Annotated in this window: 16 protein-coding genes; 2 read left to right on the forward strand and 14 right to left on the reverse strand. The window is 71.5% G+C overall.

The window, feature by feature from the left end; genetic code table 11:
* Window positions 1–27: 27 nt before the first annotated feature.
* Window positions 28–1,473, forward strand: a complete 1,446-nt coding sequence (locus OG885_RS22275; protein WP_405734318.1) for an FG-GAP-like repeat-containing protein — start codon at window positions 28–30, stop codon at window positions 1,471–1,473.
* A gap of 3 nt (window positions 1,474–1,476) precedes the next feature.
* Here the strand turns inward: OG885_RS22275 and OG885_RS22280 are convergent, their stop codons facing one another.
* The gene (locus OG885_RS22280; RefSeq protein ID WP_405734320.1) at window positions 1,477–2,073 is read right to left on the reverse strand and encodes a hypothetical protein; all 597 of its coding nucleotides are present in this window, start codon (window positions 2,071–2,073) and stop codon (window positions 1,477–1,479) included.
* A gap of 221 nt (window positions 2,074–2,294) precedes the next feature.
* Window positions 2,295–2,432: a hypothetical protein gene (locus tag OG885_RS22285; protein ID WP_399953006.1), complete on the reverse strand. Its 138-nt coding sequence runs from the start codon at window positions 2,430–2,432 to the stop codon at window positions 2,295–2,297.
* A gap of 415 nt (window positions 2,433–2,847) precedes the next feature.
* Between OG885_RS22285 and OG885_RS22290 the strand changes: the two genes are divergently transcribed.
* Window positions 2,848–3,831: a DUF6879 family protein gene (locus OG885_RS22290; RefSeq protein ID WP_405734322.1), complete on the forward strand. Its 984-nt coding sequence runs from the start codon at window positions 2,848–2,850 to the stop codon at window positions 3,829–3,831.
* A 9-nt stretch (window positions 3,832–3,840) separates the two neighbouring features.
* On the opposite strand, the gene OG885_RS22295 is transcribed toward OG885_RS22290, so the two are convergent.
* The 12 genes from OG885_RS22295 to OG885_RS22350 form a co-directional block, all read right to left on the reverse strand.
* Entirely contained in the window at window positions 3,841–4,323 is a 483-nt protein-coding gene (locus OG885_RS22295) for a rhodanese-like domain-containing protein (RefSeq protein ID WP_329336914.1), read from the reverse strand.
* On the reverse strand, window positions 4,268–5,410 hold the full coding sequence (locus OG885_RS22300) for a hypothetical protein (protein WP_405734324.1): 1,143 nt from the start codon (window positions 5,408–5,410) through the stop codon (window positions 4,268–4,270). The genes OG885_RS22295 and OG885_RS22300 overlap by 56 nt, the downstream gene beginning before the upstream one ends.
* Window positions 5,411–5,457: 47 nt before the next feature.
* Complete coding sequence (locus OG885_RS22305) at window positions 5,458–7,101, reverse strand: methionine--tRNA ligase (RefSeq protein ID WP_405734326.1); 1,644 nt, start codon at window positions 7,099–7,101, stop codon at window positions 5,458–5,460.
* Window positions 7,102–7,123: 22 nt separating this feature from the next.
* Window positions 7,124–7,729, reverse strand: coding sequence for a serine O-acetyltransferase EpsC (gene epsC, locus OG885_RS22310; protein ID WP_399953020.1), 606 nt, complete (start codon window positions 7,727–7,729; stop codon window positions 7,124–7,126).
* Window positions 7,716–8,924, reverse strand: a complete 1,209-nt coding sequence (locus tag OG885_RS22315; RefSeq protein ID WP_405734328.1) for an NAD(P)/FAD-dependent oxidoreductase — start codon at window positions 8,922–8,924, stop codon at window positions 7,716–7,718. Before OG885_RS22315 ends, epsC begins: the two co-directional genes overlap by 14 nt.
* Window positions 8,924–9,397, reverse strand: a complete 474-nt coding sequence (locus OG885_RS22320; RefSeq protein ID WP_405734330.1) for a cupin domain-containing protein — start codon at window positions 9,395–9,397, stop codon at window positions 8,924–8,926. Before OG885_RS22320 ends, OG885_RS22315 begins: the two co-directional genes overlap by 1 nt.
* A gap of 14 nt (window positions 9,398–9,411) precedes the next feature.
* On the reverse strand, window positions 9,412–10,710 hold the full coding sequence (locus OG885_RS22325; RefSeq protein WP_405734332.1) for a SidA/IucD/PvdA family monooxygenase: 1,299 nt from the start codon (window positions 10,708–10,710) through the stop codon (window positions 9,412–9,414).
* Window positions 10,707–12,089, reverse strand: coding sequence for a diaminobutyrate--2-oxoglutarate transaminase family protein (locus OG885_RS22330; RefSeq protein WP_405734334.1), 1,383 nt, complete (start codon window positions 12,087–12,089; stop codon window positions 10,707–10,709). Before OG885_RS22330 ends, OG885_RS22325 begins: the two co-directional genes overlap by 4 nt.
* An 88-nt stretch (window positions 12,090–12,177) precedes the next feature.
* A complete protein-coding gene (locus OG885_RS22335) occupies window positions 12,178–13,494 on the reverse strand; it encodes a lysine N(6)-hydroxylase/L-ornithine N(5)-oxygenase family protein (RefSeq protein WP_405734336.1) in 1,317 nt (438 codons plus the stop codon).
* Window positions 13,491–14,987: an ABC transporter substrate-binding protein gene (locus OG885_RS22340; protein WP_405734338.1), complete on the reverse strand. Its 1,497-nt coding sequence runs from the start codon at window positions 14,985–14,987 to the stop codon at window positions 13,491–13,493. Before OG885_RS22340 ends, OG885_RS22335 begins: the two co-directional genes overlap by 4 nt.
* On the reverse strand, window positions 14,984–16,300 hold the full coding sequence (locus OG885_RS22345; protein WP_405734340.1) for an acetyl-CoA carboxylase biotin carboxylase subunit family protein: 1,317 nt from the start codon (window positions 16,298–16,300) through the stop codon (window positions 14,984–14,986). Before OG885_RS22345 ends, OG885_RS22340 begins: the two co-directional genes overlap by 4 nt.
* Window positions 16,297–17,589 (reverse strand): ATP-grasp domain-containing protein, encoded by a 1,293-nt coding sequence (locus tag OG885_RS22350; RefSeq protein ID WP_405734342.1) that lies wholly within the window; start codon window positions 17,587–17,589, stop codon window positions 16,297–16,299. Before OG885_RS22350 ends, OG885_RS22345 begins: the two co-directional genes overlap by 4 nt.
* Between the last annotated feature and the right edge of the window lie 122 nt (window positions 17,590–17,711).

Here is a 17,711-nt window from a genome sequence, read left to right on the forward strand (position 1 = left end):
GACCCCGGGCGCCTTTACACTGCGCCCGTGACTCACAGACATGGATGGGGCCTGGCCGCTGTCGCGGTCGCGGGTCTGATGGGGAGCACCCTGGTGTCGGCGGTTCCGGCGGCAGCGGTGCACGGTGGGGTCCCGGGGGACTTCAACGGGGACGGCTACAAGGACGCGGTGCTGCCCGCGCCGGGGGCGGACGTGGCCGGCAAGGAGGCGGCGGGGGCGGTGGTCGTGCTGTACGGCTCGAAGACGGGCCTGGCGGCGAGCCACCGGAAGACCCTCACGCAGAACAGCTCGGGGGTGCCGGGTACGGCCGAGAAGAACGACATGTTCGGATACGCCACCGCGACGGCCGACCTGAACCGCGACGGGTACGCCGACCTGGTCGTGGGGTCCCCGTACGAGGACACGACCGGGGGCACCAACCGCGGCGCGGTCACGGTCCTCTGGGGCAGCGGTAGCGGGCTGACGAGCGGCACGAGCCTGCCGGCCTCGGCTTACCAGGGCCTCGAGCCCCTCTATTTCGGCCTGGACATCGCAGCGACGAGCGGCTCTTCGGGTGCGAAGACAGAAGTCCTGGTGGGCAGTTGGCACGGTTCCGCCCTCTTCACCGGCCCGTTCAGCCGCACCGGCTCCTACGGCGCCTCCGCGGTCGCGGACTACTCCTGGGCCGGCTCCGTGGCGCTTGGCGACTTCGACGGCGACGGAGCCCAGGACCACGTGAACGTCACGTTCGGCCAGAGCGGTGAGACCGGCGGCCAGGTCGTCATCGACCCGGAGGACGACGACCTGTCGGATGACCTTCCCGTCTATCAGACCGAGGGCAACGGCCGTATCCCCGCCACCGGCGACCTCAACGGCGACGGCTACGCCGACCTGGTGGTCGGCGACCCCGAGGACCCCGACACCCCGGGCGTGGACGGTGCGTTGGGCGGCCGGGTCCTGGTCTGGTACGGCTCGGCGCGCGGCATCGCGAAGGATGCCCCGCCCGTGCAGATCACGCAGAACACCCCCTCGGTTCCCGGCGCGAGCGAGGAAGGCGACTCTTTCGGCGCGGGACTGGCCGTGGCCGATCTGAACCGCGACGGCCTCGCGGACATCGTCGTCGGCTCGCCCTACGAGGACCTCGCCGAGGGCCGCGCCGGTCAGGTGACCGTCATCCCAGGCCGGGCCACCGGCGCCCTCGGTACCGGCTCGTACTCCTTCTCCCAGGACACGGCGGGGGTGCCCGGCGCCTCCGAGGACGACGACTTCTTCGGCACCACCGTCTCGGTCGGGGACGTGAACAAGGACGGCAGGCCGGAGCTGTTCGTCGGCGCGGCCGGCGAGAACAACTACACCGGCGCCGTGTGGGTCTTCCCCGGTGGTTCGTCCCGTCCGGTGGCCACTGGAAGCAAGCTGTTCACGGCTGCGTCCGTCGGTCTCACCCAGCAGAGCGGCACGCTCCTGGGCGGCAACGGACTGCTCTGGGTGATCTGAGCCTCAGGCCGCCGCCAGCGCCGGGTTCCACCACGGCACGCTGTACCACCCGCCCGGAACCCGGCGCCCGTCGACGACCCCGCCCGCGTAGTAGTACGGCGTCACCCCGCTCCGCCACCGGTTGGAGACGGTGTACGTGCGGTCGGCCACGATGACGCGACCGTCGCGGGCGGTGACGGCGGGTGTGCCGAGGGCCGGGAGGGCCGGGCCCGGGTCGAGGGCGAGGACGACCCGGGCGCCGCGCACGTAGTGCAGGCCCTCGACGGCGGTCGACCCGGCGGTCTCGTACCGGGCCGCGGCCAGCTGCTCCTTGGCGGCGCGGTACCGCTCGGTGGCGTCCGCGAGGGCCAACACGGCCGCCGTGTCGCCGGCCGCGTCGATCCCGGCCAGCCCCGCGCCGAGCCGTTCCACCCACCGTTCGGCCTCGCCCCGCCCGCCGGGCTCGGGGGCGGGAACGGGGACGGGGACCGGTGCCTCGGCCGCCCGCACGGGCACCGACACCATCGCCGCCGGTCCCCGCCCGCCGTGTCGGCGCTGCGCGACGACCGCGAACACCGCTCCGACGATCAGCAACAGTGCGAGCGGCACGGCGACAACCATCGCTACCTCCAGCGCTTCCGGTGAGTGCGTACGTCTCCATCAGACCCACGGCCGCTGTGCGCGGACGTCGGGACGCCTGTACGGCTCCTGTGAGCCCGCCATGATCGACGACCTTGGCGGGTACAGGCCGCCGGCCCTGAAGATGAAATGCGGGTGAATAGCCGAAGGGGCCCGGAACCGTGTGGCGGTTCCGGGCCCCTTCTGTGTGGTGCCGGTGTGGACTAGGACCAGCCCGGGTCGGTGACCGTCGCGGTCGCCACGGTGGTCGTCTGCGCGTCGGCGCCGGAGTCGCTCGCACCGAGGACGGCGATCAGGGCGGCGGCGGTGACGGCGACGATCGTGGCGAGCATGCGGCGCATTTGGTTCCCCCAAGTATTGGTGTTTTAGCGGGAGTTGGGCCGTTCCGGGCGGTTCGGCGTGACTCCATACTGGGGTTCGAGTGATCCTCGAGTCGCGTGTTTTCCGTGGCACGAAACGATCTGGCACATGTGTGCCAGTGGGCGGCCCGGACGGCCCGGCGCGCGGACACGGGATCTTCACACCTTCCCGGGGTGATCTTGGTGAACCGCCACGAGCATGATCACGTCATGCTGCTGACCTGCGCGTCCACCCCCCGGACAGGCTTGTGGTGGGACCCCGCGGAGCGGCACAATCCCTCCGCATGACTTGACCCACGGAGTGGCCGCGCCGGGGCTGGGACGAGCCCGTTCCCCAGGTGCCGCCAGCGTTGTCGGGACCCGCTGCCCCTCCGTGACACGAAGCTGGGGGGCTTGCGTGCTGGTTTCTCTCGGACTGACCGAGCAGTCCGACCGTCTGTACCGCGCCATTCTCAGACGGCCGGACCTGGCCGTCGCGGATGCCGCCAAGGAACTCGGCGTCACCGAGGACGTGGTGCGCGAGGAGCTGGAGGAACTGACCCGTCTCTCCCTGCTCACCCCCGCCTGGCGCCGGGACAACCGGCTGCGGGTGGTCGCCCCCAAGGCGGCCCTCGACTCCCTGCTCGCCCACCAGCAGGCCGAGATCGTCGAGCGGCAGCGCGCCCTCGCCGAGAGCCAGGCCGCGGCCGACGCGCTGCTGACCCAGTACGCCGAGCTCCACCCCGAGGAACCCGAGCACGAGGCGGAACGATTCCTCGGGGTCGAGGCCGTCCGCGCCAAGATCACCGAGCTGACCGCCGACGTCCGCACGGAGATCATCAGCTTCCACCCCGGCGGCCCGCAGCCCGCGGCCCAGTTCGAGGCCAGCGAGCCGATCACCACCGGGCTCCTCGACCGCGGCGTCACGGTCAAGGGCGTCTATCAGGACTCCATCCGCAATGACCAGGTCAGCGTCGAACACGCCCGCTGGCTCACCGAGCGCAGCGGCGAACTGCGCACCGTCCCCGCCCTGCCGATGCGGATGATCATCCTGGACCGGCAGAAGGCCCTGGTGCCGATCGACCCCGACGACAGCTCCCTCGGCGCGGTCCTGCTGCGCGAGCCCGGCGCGGTCGCCGCGTTCTGCGCCCTCTTCGACGCCGTGTGGGACACGGCGACGCCGTTCGGTGAACCGGCCCGCCGTAGCCTCGACGACCCCGGCTCCCAGCCCCGCGAACTGCTCCGCCTGCTCGCCCAGGGCTACACCGACGAGGCCGCCGCCCGCCGCCTCGGCATCTCACTGCGCAGCGAACGGCGCCTGATCTCCGAGCTGATGGAGAAACTGGACGCGCAGAGCCGCTTCCAGCTGGGCCAACGGGCGGTAGAGCACGGCCTGTTGTAATGCCGTCGCTCAGCAGGCGCAGGCGATACCGCTGACCGGAGCCGTCAGCGGGTCGATCGCCTGCTTGCGGACGCCGGCCGCGTCCTCGACCTCGAAGCCCTCGCGGGACCAGTACTCGAAGCCGCCCAGCATCTCCTTGACCGGGTGGCCGAGGCCCGCGAAGGCGTACGCGGCACGGGTGGCCCCGTTGCAGCCCGGCCCCCAGCAGTAGGTGACGACCATCGCCCCGGCCGGCACCAGCTCGGCGGCCCGCTCGGCGATGTCGTCGGTCGGCAGATGGACGGCACCCGGGATGTGCCCCTGCTCCCACGCCTCCGTGCTGCGCGTGTCGATCAGCACGAACCCCTTCGCGCCGGACTCGATGTCGGCGTGCACGTCGGAGGCGTCGGCCTCGAAGGACAGCCGTCCACGGAAGTGGGCGAGCGCCTCGGCGGGGTCAGCGGCGGGAACGCGCAGCACCTTCGAGGGGGCGGTGGTGGCGGTCGTGGTCATGGGACGTCTCCTTGGGTCGGTTCGTGAGGGTGTGGACGGCGGCACAGGCGACGACCGTGAGGATGGCCGCGGTCGCGGTGCCGGGAAGCAGGAGCAGAACGGCGGTGCTGCCGTCCGCGAGATGGGCGACGGTAAGGGTGACGAGGGCGAGGGTGGCGGCAGCCGCGGCGCCCTCCGCCTGCGGACGGCTGGTCAGTTCGTGCCAACGCGCGCCGGTGGCCTGGAGGTTGGTGCGGCAGTAGAGGGCGAGCGTGAGGGCGCTGAGCGCGGCGAGGGGCGCCAGCGGGAGGTCGGCGAGGGGAGCGGGCGGGCGCAGGAGTACGGCGTACAGGGCGGCGGCGCCGGTGACACCGAGCAGGGTGCCGGCGAGGGCGGCGCGCTGCGGTACCGCGCCCGCGGGCACGGCGCTCTCGACGCCGACCCAGCCGAACAGGAGCGGGAGGACCGCCCACCAGGAGGCGGACGTGTCGGGGACGCCGCCCAGCGCCCACCAGCCGCCGGCCGCGGCCAGGACCGCCGCCAGCCGCAGCCGGCGTACCGGCGTGGACAGCGGGCGGGGCCGGTAGGTGGCCCACGTGGCGGCGGCCAGGAGGACCGCGACGGACCACAGGAAGGCGTCCCCCCACAGCCGGGCCGCGAACCGCCCGGCGGTCAGCGCGACCGCCGCCTGCCCGGTGGCGAACCCGGCGAAGTACAGCCCCGTGACGACCCGCGCGGCCCGGAACCCCAGCCGCCGCCGCACGAAGGCCACGGCCCCGCCCTGCGCGGTGCCCCCGGCGCCCGCGACGAGCAGACACCAGATGATCACCACGAGCGCGACCACCACGGACCACCCGACCGGCACGGGAGCAAGAGCGGCGGGCAACAGCAGGGCACCCGCACCGAGAACGGCGACAAGAGCACGGTTCCCGGCGGCGCCGAGGGTTCGCACCCCGGCCGGGGCGACCGCGTGGCCGCCCGTGGCAGGGGCGGTGGGCGGGGTGGTGAGACCCGCATCGGTGGCCGCCGGGCTGCCCGCTCCCGACACGACGCTCGCCGAGGCATTCGCCCCGGCCGCGGCGTCTCCGGCAGCCGACGGGCCGGCCACGGCACGCGATCCGGCACCGGCCGCCCGCACCCCCGTACCCCCACCCCTCATGACAGCTCGTGGAAGAACAGCGGGGCCGCGTCCGGGAGTTGGGTGCCCGCCGGGACCAACCGGCCGTCCAGGGTCTCCCACTTGGGCATCTGCGTCGTCATGTCCACCGGCACGCCCAGCTGTCCCGCGAGGTGGGCGGACCAGCCCGGCATCAGGGGGGCCGAGGTGACCGCGACCGCCGCGAGGAGTTCGAGGTGGGCGACGAGACGGGCGGCGTACTCCTCGCGGGGGCCCGCGGCGCGTACGAGGGACAGCTGGCGCAGGTCGTCCACGGCGCGGTCGACGACCACGGCCAGTTCGGCGGCGGCCTTCTGCGGGGAGAAGGTCTCCGCGCCGAGCGCGGCGGCGATACGGTCCGGGAGTTCGGCGCGGTCCTCGTCGAGGAAGGTGACGGAGAGGGGCGTGGCGGGGACCGTCGACTGGAAGTCCTGGGAGAACAGGTCGAGGACGGTGTCCGTCCAGCGCTCGATGCCACCGGCGAGGACGGTGCTGACGGTGTCGGCGAACTCCTTCATGGAGAAGTTGTTCTGCTCGCGCTCGGGGCCGGTCAGGGCGAGGTGGAAGCGCAGGGCGTCGGCGTTGACGCGGCGCAGGAACTCGCCGCCCCAGATGGCGTGGCCGCGGCTGGTGGAGAACTTGTCGCCCTCCAGCCGGTAGAACTCGTTGATCACGACCTGGGAGGGCAGGGTCAGCGTGCCCTGGGCGAGGAGCAGGGCCGGCCACAGGACGGCGTGGGAGAAGGAGCAGTCGAAGCCGATGAAGTTGATGATCCTCGTGTCGGGGTTGGTCCACAGGCGCTCCCACTCGCCCTTGTCGCCGTGCGCCTCCGAAAGCCGGGCGGTGGCGGCGGCGTAGCCGAAGATGCCGCTGAACCAGGTGTCGAGGATGTGCCCCTCCCAGCCCTCCAGCGGGACCGGGATGCCGTAGTCGGCCTCGCGGGAGATCGGGGTGTCGGGGAGCGCCCGCTCGAACAGGCCGTCCAGGTAGGAGATCAGGCGCGGGCGCCATTCCGCCTTCGACTGGGCTTCCGTGTAATAGGCCTGGAGGCGGTCGCGGTAGTCGTCGAGCGGGAAGACGATCCGGCGCAGGGTGGTCAGGCCCGGCTCCTGCCAGCAGGACGTGCACTTCGGGTTGGCCACGCCGGCCGGGTCCTGGGCGAGACCGCAGGCCTCGCAGTAGATGCCGTCGGAGGGGTCGGCGCAGAACTGGCACTCGCCGCGCACCTCGGCCTCGTACAGATAGCGGTCGCAGGGCTCGCAGCGGAAGACGGGCAGCTCCTCGACCTTCAGCGCGCCCGCGTTCCACAGCTCCAGGAAGAAGCGCTGGACGAACTCGGTATGCGTGGAGTCGGTCAGCGGGCGGGTGAACCAGTCGTGGTGCATCGAGCCCAGCGACAGCGTCTGCTCCATGCGGTCGCCGAACAGCTTGGCCGTCGGGTACGCGGTGGAGCCGATCTCGGCGGCACGACGCGGGACGTAGCAGGAGTGCTCGTCGGAGTAGCCGACGTAACGGACGTCGTTGCCGCGCTGGCGGAGGTGCCGGCTGAGGATGTCGGCGCCGAGGAACGGGCCGGAGAGATGGCCGAGGTGGAGGTCGCCGTTGGGGTTGGGCGGGGCGCTGGTGACGACGTACGAGGTCATGGTCGTGAAGTCCTTAGAAGGCTTAGGAGGCGAGCTGGTTGAGGGCGGGCTCCGGCACGGCGCCGGTGTCGAGCGCCGGGAGCACCTCGCAGGTCGGGGCCACCACGCGGCTGTGCGGCGGGAGGTCGTCCAGGACGATGGCGTGGGCGCCGACGCGGGAGTCGGAGCCGACGGTGACCGGGCCCAGCACGCTGGCGCCGGTGCCGATGATCACGCGGTCGCCGACGACGGGGTGGCGGCGGGACCCGGCCGGGCGGCGCAGGTCCTTCCACCAGCCGACCGAGCCGAGCGTCACCTGGTGGTACAGCATCACGTCGTCGCCGATGCGGACCGTTTCGCCGATGACGACGGCGGTGCCGTGGTCGACGAAGAAGCGGCGCCCGATCCGCGCCCCCGGGTGGATCTCGATGCCGCTCACCGCGCGGGCCAGCAGCGACAGGGCGCGGGCGGTGAAGCGGTGCCCGCGCCGCCACAGGCGGTGCGCGATCCGGTACGTCCACAGGGCGTGGATGTGCGGGTAGAGCAGCACCTCGGCGCGGGAGGAGGCGGCGGGGTCCTTGGCGAGGACGGTGGCGATGTCCTCGGCGAGCAGCGCCCGCAGCCGCGGCCCTGGCTCACATGTGGTCATACGGCGCCTCCGGTCTGACCGGCCGGCCCGCGAGGAACCGCTGCGGCCGGTAGGGCTCCAGGAGTTCCTGGACCGCCTTGCCGGGTACGGCACCGCCGTCGATGATCTCCCGCGCGGCGAGCTCCGCGACGGCGGGCGCCATCTTGAAGCCGCCGCCGCTGAAGCCGAGGGCGAGGTAGAGCCCGTCGGGCCCGGCGGCGCCCACGACGGGCCGCTTGTCCGGCGTGTAGCCGTCGAGCCCGGAGCGCGTGCCGGCCAGCGGAGCCGTGGCGGCCTGCGGGACCCGGACCGCGATCGCGTTGATCGCCGCCTCCAGCTCGGCCTGCGTCAGCGGCTCCACGTCCCGGCCCAGCTCGGTGTCGGGCTTGCTGGGCACACCGAAGTAGAAGCGGTCCAGGCCGTCGGGCCGGAAGTAGGAGCCGGTGGTGTCGTCGATGCAGGTGGGCACCGAGGCCCGCGAGCCGCGTCGCCCGGCACCCGGCAGCTCGGCCTGCGCGAGGCCGATCCGGCGGGCGGTCACCGGGATGTGCACGCCGAGGTACTCGGCGGGAGCGGACCCCCAGGCGCCGCCTGCGAGGACGACCAGCGGGGAGTCGATGCGGCCGATGGAGGTGAGGACACCGGTGACGACACCGGCGTGCTCCAGGACCTTCATCGCCCGGATGCCCTCGGACGGAGAGACCCCGAGCCGGTAGGCGGCGGCCAGCAGCGCCCCGGAGGCCATCATCGGGTCGGCGTAGCCGCCCTCGGGCTCGTAGGCGGCCAGCGCGATGTTCTCGGTGCTGAGCCCGGGATAGATCTCCTTCAGCTCGCCCGGCTCGACGATCTCGACGCGCCGGTGTCCGGCGGCGTCCGTCGTCGCGTCGGCGTTCTGCTTCAGGTCCTCGGCGTGGTTGTCACCGACGATCATCACGAAGCCGGTGCGCCGGTAGCCGCAGTCCCCGCCGATGACATCGGCCCACTGCTCGAAGACCGGCAGGGAGCGTGCGGCCAGCCGCGTGTCGGCGACCGACGTGTGGTGCAGCCGCAGCAGCCCGCCCGAACGGGACGTGGCGCCCTGGGCGTTGACCCGCCCCTGGTCGCACAGCACGATCCGGCCCAGCCCGGCCAGCGCGAGCTGGTGCGCGATGGCCGCGCCGATCACCCCGCCGCCGACGACCACGGCGTCGGCGTGCGCGTGCACGATGGGACTCATCAGACGGACACCCCTGCCACCACACGGGAGTTGACGGGGCCTGACGGGTCGTCGATCTCGAACACCGAGGCCCACTTGGCGCGTTCGCGGGCGATCGCCTCGGCGCCGCCCCACCAGATGGTGACGAACCGCAGCCGGGTCTCGCCGTCGTTGGTCAGGTCGTGGTCCTGGTACGGCGTGATGAACACCGTCTCCCCGGCCCGCACCCGGCGCGTCTCCTCGCCGATGCGCATGACGCCGCTGCCCTCGGTGATGAAGAACATCTCGTTCTCGTCGTGATGGTGGGCGGTGGACGTCTCACCGGGCGCCACGTCCACCCAGGCGCCGCCCCAGAAGGGCTCCTCGACCGCGCCGGGCCACGGGAAGATGCGCCGGCCGCTGACGTTGTACGGCTCCTCGAAGACCATGTCCTCCTCGTGCGCGGTGAACACGTGCATCAAGCTCTTCTTCTGCTCGCTCTGCTGCTCGCTCATGGGGTCCCCCCGGTTCATGCGGCGACGGGCTGCCGCAGTCGGCTGCGCAGGTCGCGGTGGATGGTGTCGGCCTTGGCGGCCATCTGGCTGAAGGAGGTGGCGGAGCCGATGCCGTGCCGCCACTCGGTGAGGCCGTCGAGGTAGAGACCCACCTCGCAGTCGCCGGTGGTCTCGGCGCGATAGGCGCGGGTCACCTCCGGCCGCCCCTGCGCGTCCAGCTTCAAGTAGGGCTTGAACGACTCCAGTTGGCGGGGGAAGGCGGGCTCGCGGTAGCCGGTGCAGACGATGACGGCGTCGGCCTCGATGACGCCGCGCTCCCCGGTGAAGACCTCTTCTGTCTCCAGGCGTACGGCGTCCCCGACGACGGAAACCTCCCGGACATCGGTCCGCCGGTGCATGTGCAGCCGCTGCCGCCCGGTGAGCCGGTCCTGGTAGACGGCCTGGTACAGCCCGGTCGAGACGTCCGGGTCCACGGCGGCGTAGTTGGTGGCCCGAGCCTGGTTCAGGGCACGCTCGCGCTCGTCGTCGCCGAGGGCGTAGAAGTAGTCGGTCTCGTCGGGGAAGTACACCTCGTTGCTGAAGTGGCCCAGCTCGTACATCCGGAAGCCGGCGTGCCGGACCAGGGAGTGGATGTGGGCGTCGGGGTTCTGCCCGGCGAGGTGCAGCACGATCTCACCGGCGGTCTGCCCGGCGCCGATGACGGCGACGCGGTCCAGGGAGCCGAGGGCGGCGAGCTTGGGCAGCAACTGGGAGGCGTGGAAGACACGTTCGCCGAGCGCCCCCTGGAACACCTCGGGGACGTAGGCCACATGTCCGGTGGCGAGGGCGATGTTGCGCCCCTCGACGCGGTGCACGGACCCGTCGCGAGGATCACGCGACACGACCCGCGCACTGAGCACCCGCCCGCCGTCCCCCACCACGGGCTCCACCGCGAGCACCTCACGGTGGTAGTCGACCTGGCCGCGCACCTGCCCGGCCGCCCACTGCACGTAGTCCGACCACTCCAGACGGCTCGGGTAGCCGCCCATCAGCGTGAACGGGTAGAAGCGGCCGGTCTGGTGGATGTAGCTCGGGAACCCGAAGCGGGAGCGCGGGTCGCGGGGCGTGGCGAAGTCGCGCAGGAAGTGGTGCTGGATGTCGGTGCCGGGCAGGACGAGGTTGGGCTGCCAGGCGGAGTCGCCGGCCTTCTCCAGGTAACGGGCGCTGAGCACCCCGCCGTTGGCGTCGTCGTGGTCCTCGACGGCGGCGGCAAGGGCGATCCCGGAGGGCCCGAACCCGGCGACGACCAGGTCATGGACGTCGTGAGCGCTCATCGGAGGGCCTCCTCGGCGGCGGTGAGGGCCTCGCGCAGGATGCGTCCGGCGATGTCGATCTCCTGCTCGGAGCAGTTCAGGGGCGGCAGCATGCGCACGACGCAGTCGTCACGGCCGCCGAGTTCGAGGATCAGCCCGCGGCTGACGGCCTCCCACTGCACCCGCTTGGCGAGCTCGCTGGCGGGCTGCCCGGTGACGGGGTCGTTGAGCTCGACACCGGTCATCAGTCCGAGGCCGCGCACATCGGCGACGTACGGGCTCACGCCTCGCAGCCCCTGCAGATGAACCATCAGCTGTTCGGCCCGGGCGCGGACGTTCTCCAGCACCCGGTCCCGCGCCACGACCTTGAGGGTGGCGACGGCGGCGGCGAAGGCGGGCTGGTTGCCGCGGAAGGTACCGCTGTGGGCGCCCGGCGCCCAGGCGTCCAGCTTCTCGTCGTAGAGGATCACGGAGGCCGGCAGCCCCATGCCGCTGAGTGCCTTGGAGGCACACACCACATCGGGCTCGATGCCGTACTGCTCGAAGGCGAACCAGGTACCGGTACGCCCGCACCCGCTCTGCACTTCATCCACGATCATCGGAATCCCGAGCCGCCTGGTGACCTCACGCACCCGCCGCACGAACTCCACGTCGGCCGGGATGACACCACCCTCGCCCTGGACCAGCTCCATGATCACGGCGGCGGGAAGCGTGATGCCGCCGTTGACGTCGGTGAGGGCGCGCTCCAGGAAGGTGGCGCAGTTGACCTCGCAGTTCTCCCGCTTCAGCCCCAGCGGGCAGCTGTGGCAGTTGGAGTACGGGAAGAAGTGCACGCCCGGCATCCGGCCGCGTACCGGCTCCTTCTGCTCGACGAGCCCGGTGACGCTCATCGCGGCCATGGTGGCGCCGTGGAACCCGCCCTGGAAGGTGATGATCTCCTCACGGCCGGTGGCGGTCTTGCACAGCTTCAGCGCGGCGTCCACGGCGTTGGCGCCGGTCGGCCCACAGAAGTGGATCTTCGTCCGCTCCCGCATCGGCGTCGGCAGCATCCCGATGGTCAGCGAGGTGAACTCGTCCTTGATCGGGGTGGGGAAATCCAGCCCGTGCACGAACTCGTCCAGCTGACGGTGCGCGGCGGCCAGCGGCTCGGGGTGATTGTGCCCGAGCGAGAGCACCCCGGCCCCGGAGAGAAAGTCCAGGAAGACGTTCCCGTCGAGATCCTCCACATAGCTCCCCTTGCCACGTCGTATGGCTATGGGAAGTTTTCGCGGATAAGACCGTGAGTTGGACTCCCGAGCGGCCTGCCGGTCGAGCAGCTCGGCGCTGCGGGGCCCGGGCAGGGTGCCGGAGACGTAGGGACCGGGGGAGGTGGGGGCTGCGTGATCAATGGTTGCGGTCATAGGGGGCAAGCACTCCAATTACGTGGGGACGACGCACCCAGGGGCGCGGGGAACTGCGCGACCAGCCACAACGGACTGGCAGCCGCACTCAGGCCGCAGCCAAGACGGCGCTCCGGTCGTTACTCGAAAGCACCGCACTCAGCGAATCCGTAAGCGTCGCCGCCCGAAGCGACAGCAAGCTGAACGACCCCGCGTCACCGATCCCATGGCTCGACTCGCACAGCCCGTTGAGGAACAGCGGCGGCGTCCCGTCGGCGACAGCCTTGAGCGCGTAATCGACACCCACCTCAAGCCGCCCGTCCGCCTCCTTGGCGAACAGCCCGGCCAGCCCGGCCATCAGCGGCGGGCACAACTCCTCGTGCGCCCCCGGCCCCATGTTCCGGAACCCGGTGGCCAGCACCGCGAAGTCGACCGAGTCCGTCACCGTCTCCCCGGTGTTGCGCTCCAGGAAGTCGATGTTGACCCGCCCGTCCGCCTCGGCCACCGACACGGCCTCCAGGTTGCCGCGCACGAACAGCCGCTGGTCCCCGTCGAGCTCCTGCTCGTAGATCTCCAGGTACAGCTCACGCAGCACGTCGATGTCGGCGGAGGAGTAGTTCGTCGGGTGCATGAACGCGTCGAGGGCCTTCTTGCCGTCCCGCGAGGCACGGAAGTAGTAGTCGGTGAACTCGGGGAAGTACCCCTCCTCGCTGAACGGGCTGGTGTCCTTCTGCCGCAGCGAGTGCGACCGCGTGTAGGTGGTCACCCGAGCCCGCGGGAAGCGCCGCCCGAGGTCCAGCGCCAGCTCAACGGCGCTCTGGCTGCCGCCGATGACAGCAACCGACGAAGGCTGCCCGGAAGCCGTCAGCGAGGCGAGCTTCGGCAGGTACTGGGTCAGATGGAACACCCGCTCGCCGCGCAGCGAGTCGTACGGTGCCGGGATGTACGGCGTCCGCCCGGGGCCCATGACCAGCGTGCGACCGAGGTACCGCTGCCCCGACATGGTCGTCACCTCGTACAGCCGCTCCCCGTTCTCCTCCACGACCTGGAGGCCCTCGGCCCGCTGGTTGCAGTCGACGAGGTGGGAGAAGAAGCCGGCGGCCCAGCGGATGTACCCGGCGTACTCCTTGCGCAGCGGGAACTCCGAGGGGAGGTTCAGGTGGCGCAGCAGCCGGCCCTGCTCGTGCAGGTAGTTGAGGAAGCTGTAGCGGGAGCGCGGGTTGCGCAGGGTCACCAGGTCGCGGCTGGGGTGGTTCTGGATGTCGGAGCCGTCCAGGAGCATCCCCGGCTGCCACTCCGGGCTCGGGCGGGCCTCCAGGAAGCGTGCGGTCAGCGGGGAGTTCCGCTCCTCCAGGGCGATGGCGAGGGCGAGGTTGGCGGGCCCGAAGCCGATGCCGAGGATGTCGTACACGGGAGTGGTGCTCATCGCTGGGTGCTCCTTGCGATCACGGTCGTGAAGGTCGGGTTGCCGTCGAAGTCGATGCGCAGGCCGCCGATGCGGTCGGCCGCGTACACGCGCTGGTCGGTGCGGTACCAGAGGGGGATGAGGGCGAGGTCGCGGATCGCGATCCGGTCGGCCCGCCGCCAGGCGTCGACGCGTTCGGCGGGGTCGGTGGCGGCGCGGGCGCGGGCCACCAGGGCGTCGAACTCGGCGTCCACGTACCGCCCCTCGTTGTCACCGTGGGCGGTGCCCTCGGCGTCGGGCGCGGTGCACGAGGAGTGCAGCAGCGGGAAGAGCATGTTGTCGGGGGTGGGGTAGTCACAGGCCCACCCGGCCCGGCACAGACCTGCCGCCACCACCGACGTACGGTGGTCGACCAGCCCGCGCGCGTCGGTGCGCAGCAACTCGACCTGCCAGCCGTGGACTTGCGCCAGCCCCTTGGCGAGGGCGATGACCCAGTCGTCGTGCCCGGCACCGGTGTTGTAGGCGAGGTCGACGCGAGTACCGGGACCGAGTCCCGCTCGCGCGGCTGCTTCCCGCGCCCTCTCCGGGTCGTACGCCGTCCAGTCCTCCTCCCCCATCTCCCCGCGCGGGGTGTGCGCCTTGCCGAACCACGGCGACAGCAGCGAGTGCGCGGCCGTACGGCTGCCGTGGAAGTAGGTGTCGATGAGGCCCTGCCGGTCGATGGCGGCCGACACAGCGCGCCGCGCCTCGACCGAGTCCATCGGCGCCTGGTGGCAGAACGGGATGAGGTAGAAGAGCCCGGCGCCCTCCTGCTCCAGGTAGCCGTCCCGCTGTGCCGCCTCCCGCGTCTTCGCCGGGGGAATCCGGGCGTAGTCGTAGGTACCGTCGACGAACCGGGCGTATTCGTCGTCCAGGGCGGTGACCGGGTCGAGGATGTCGAAGTGGATCTCCTCGATCTCCGGCGCCGGACCGAACCACCGCTCGTTGCGCCGCAGCCGGATGGACTCGCCGTGCCGCCAGGGTCCGTCCATGACGAACGGGCCGTTGCCGACGGGGAGGTCGTTGTACGACGTCTCCAGCGCGGCCGGCGTCCAGGACGGCACCGGGAAGAAGATCGGCTGGAGCGTCTTGAGGTCGAACTGGACGTCGGGCTCGGCGAGTTCGACGACCAGCGTGGCGTCGTCCACGGCCGTGAAGTCCCGTACGCCGGCCAGGTGGTAGGCGGTCTCGGTGTTGGCCTGCGGGTCCAGGGCCCGGCGCCAGCCGCGGACGAAGCTGTGCGCGGTGACCGGCTCGCCGTCGCTGAAGACGGTGTCGGTGCGCAGCCGGAACGTCCAGGTGATGGCCGTCGGGTCGGACTCCCACGCGGTCGCCGTGGCCGGGATCAGCTCCCCTGCCTCGTCCAGGGCCAGCAGGCCGGTGAACAGCGCCTTGCAGACCTGGATGCCCTCGCCCTCCTGGGCCTTGTAGGGGTCGATGGCGGTGGGCTCGGTGATGCCCGCACGGAAGATCACGCGGCGCCCCTGACCACGGGCGGCACCATCACGACGTCGAGCTGCTCGTCCAGGTCGGCGGCGATCCGCTCCACCCGGTCGACGTCCTCCACGCCTCGGTAGGGCGCGGCGACGGCGAGCGAGCCGGCGATCTCGTACCAGCCCTCAGGGGCGCGGCGCAGCCGGTCGCCGGGCTTGGAGGCGGGGATGTAGGAGCGGAAGTAGGGGGAGTGGTAGGCGTCGCCGGGATTGTTGCGGACCAGCGTGCCGGTCCGGTAGGCGAACTTGATGCAGGTTGCGGCGCGCGGGGTGGCGGCTCGACGGACCTCGCCATCGAGCACGGCGGCCCGCTTCTCGGCGTCGTCACCGGCCAGCACGGCCTTGGCGTAGAGCCGTACCGCGTCGATGCCGTGCACCTCGCGCAGGTTGCGGTAGTTCTGGCCGCCGCTCATGCGGGTGGCGAACTCCACGACCCGGTAACGGCCCTGGGCGTCCTGCCGGAACTCGGCGTTGAACAGGCAGTTCTTCACCCCGAGTCCGGCGACGATGCCCTCGGCGACCGCGACCAGCTCCGGCTCCTCCTCCGGGGTGCGGAAGGGCAGGGTGTAGAAGTCCTCCTCGAAGTAGGGGCCGGGCATCTGCATCTTGTTGGTGACGCCGACGAGGTGGAACGCGCCGTCGACGACCACACCGTCGAGGGTGACCTCCTTGCCCGGCAGGAACTCCTCGATGAGGGCGATCTCGGGGCCGTCGCTCGGGAAGTAACCGCCCCACTCCTCGGCGAGCCGCGCCACGTCGGTGAGCGCCCGCTCCAGCTCGTCGCGGTCACGGACCAGGCTCACGCCGATGCTCGCGGCGAGCGCGCTGGGCTTGACGATGAAGGGGAAGGAGAAGTCCTCGGCGGCCTTGAGGCCCGTCTCCACGCCGGTCACGCCGGCGAACTGCGGTGCGGGCAGACCGTGTTCGGTGAGGAAATTGCGCTGGAGCTGCTTGTCGCGGGAGATCGCGTCCGCCTCGGGGCGCGGCCAGGAGTGGCCGAGCAGCTGGTTGGCGCGGGAGGTGACGGCGATGTCGCTGTCGTAGAAGGTGATCGCCGTGTCGATGCCCAGCTTGCCGGCCTCCTCGGCGCAGAAGCGGGCCATCGACTCGCCCTCCAGCTCCTCCGGGATCGGCACCACGGAGGCGAAGCGGCCGTCGTCGGCGGCCTGCTTGACGCCGGTGGCCAGGTGGATCTCCAGACCCATCCGCTCCAGCGTCTCGATGTGCTCGCGGTGCCACGCGTAGGTGTTCCGCATGATCAGCAGGATCTTGTTGTTCATGCCGCTGTTGCTCATGCCGCGACCTTCTGCTCCAACTCGACGGTGACTACGGTGACTTGCTCCAGCAGAGCTTCGGCGGTGGCGATCGCCGCCGTGGTGTCCGGGCCGGTGGTGAGGACCTGGCCCGCGCGGTCCCAGTTGCCGCGCAGCTCGCCCAGCACGTCGCCCGGCCTGACGGTGGTCTCGACGTCGATGACGTCGGCCAGCTCCTTGGCCTCCTCGGCGCCCTGCACCTCGACGACCGTGCCGGGGCGGGCGGACAGGAAGCGGGTGGCGGCGGAGCGCTCCGGCACCGGGCGGGCGTCCAGGGCCGGGATCAGCTCGAACTGCCAGGCCACGATCCACTCTTCGATGTCGATGCCGTAGGCGGCGTTGAGCAGGTCGAAGATGCGGTCGCCGCCCATGCGGTTGTGGCTCTCGATGATCTTCGGGCCGGTGGGGGTGAGGCGCAGCTCCGTGTGGGCGGCGCCGTCGGTGAGGCCGAGGGCATCCAGGAAGCGGGCGACCGTGTCCTCGACGCTGCGCTCCTGCTCGGGGGTGAGGCGGGCCGGCAGGGCGTGCCCGAACTCGATGAACCCGTTCTCGCCGCCGGTCAGCTTCTCCGTGATCGCGAGGACCACGTGCCGACCCGCGAAGGAGAAGGACTCCACGCTGAACTCCGGGCCGGAGATGTACTGCTCGACGAGGAAGCGCTCGATGTGGAAGAAGTTCCCCCACTGAAGGTCGGTGCGGGCCCGCAGCGCCTCCACGTTCGCCCACGCGGCGGCGGCCTGCTCGGGGCCGTCGATGCGCTCGACACCGAGGCTGGCGGTGGCGTCGGCCGGCTTGAGCACGAACGGGTAGCCGTGCTCGGCACCGAAGGCGACGAGGTCCTCCGCGCTCGTGACCTCGGCGGCGGCGACCGAGAGGTCCCGGGTGTCCTCCGAGGCGGCCAGCAGATCGCGCATCGCCCGCTTGTCGTGCAGGAGTTCGGCGGTGCGCTCGGTGGTGCCGCCCAGGCCCAGGTGGTCGCTGATCCGCGCGGCCGGCACCAGACCGGGCTCGGTGATCGACACGACCCGGGTGAAGCCGTACGCGACGTGCGCGGCCTCGATCAGCGGGCGGGTGGTCTCCCAGTCGGTGTAGTCGGCGATGATCACGGCCTCGGCGAGCTTGGCCGCCTCCGGCACGAAGTGGTCCTGGTGCTGGATCAGCACGAAGCGGATACCGAGGGCGGCCGCCTTGCGCAGCGTCTGGATCCGGCCGCCCACGACGAGAAGCGTGTGGTCACCGGTGGACCGCGAGGTCGTTGATTGCTGGGTCATGCCGAGAACTCTGTGCCATGAATTCCGGCGGGAAAATACTTTCCGGGTGGCACAAGAATGCCCGGCACAAAAGACGCAGCGAGCCTTCGGAAAAGGGTCGCTGGCACTTTCGTGCCACGCAC

This window comes from Streptomyces sp. NBC_00028, assembly GCF_045041065.1.
In the GTDB taxonomy this organism is placed as follows: domain Bacteria; phylum Actinomycetota; class Actinomycetes; order Streptomycetales; family Streptomycetaceae; genus Streptomyces.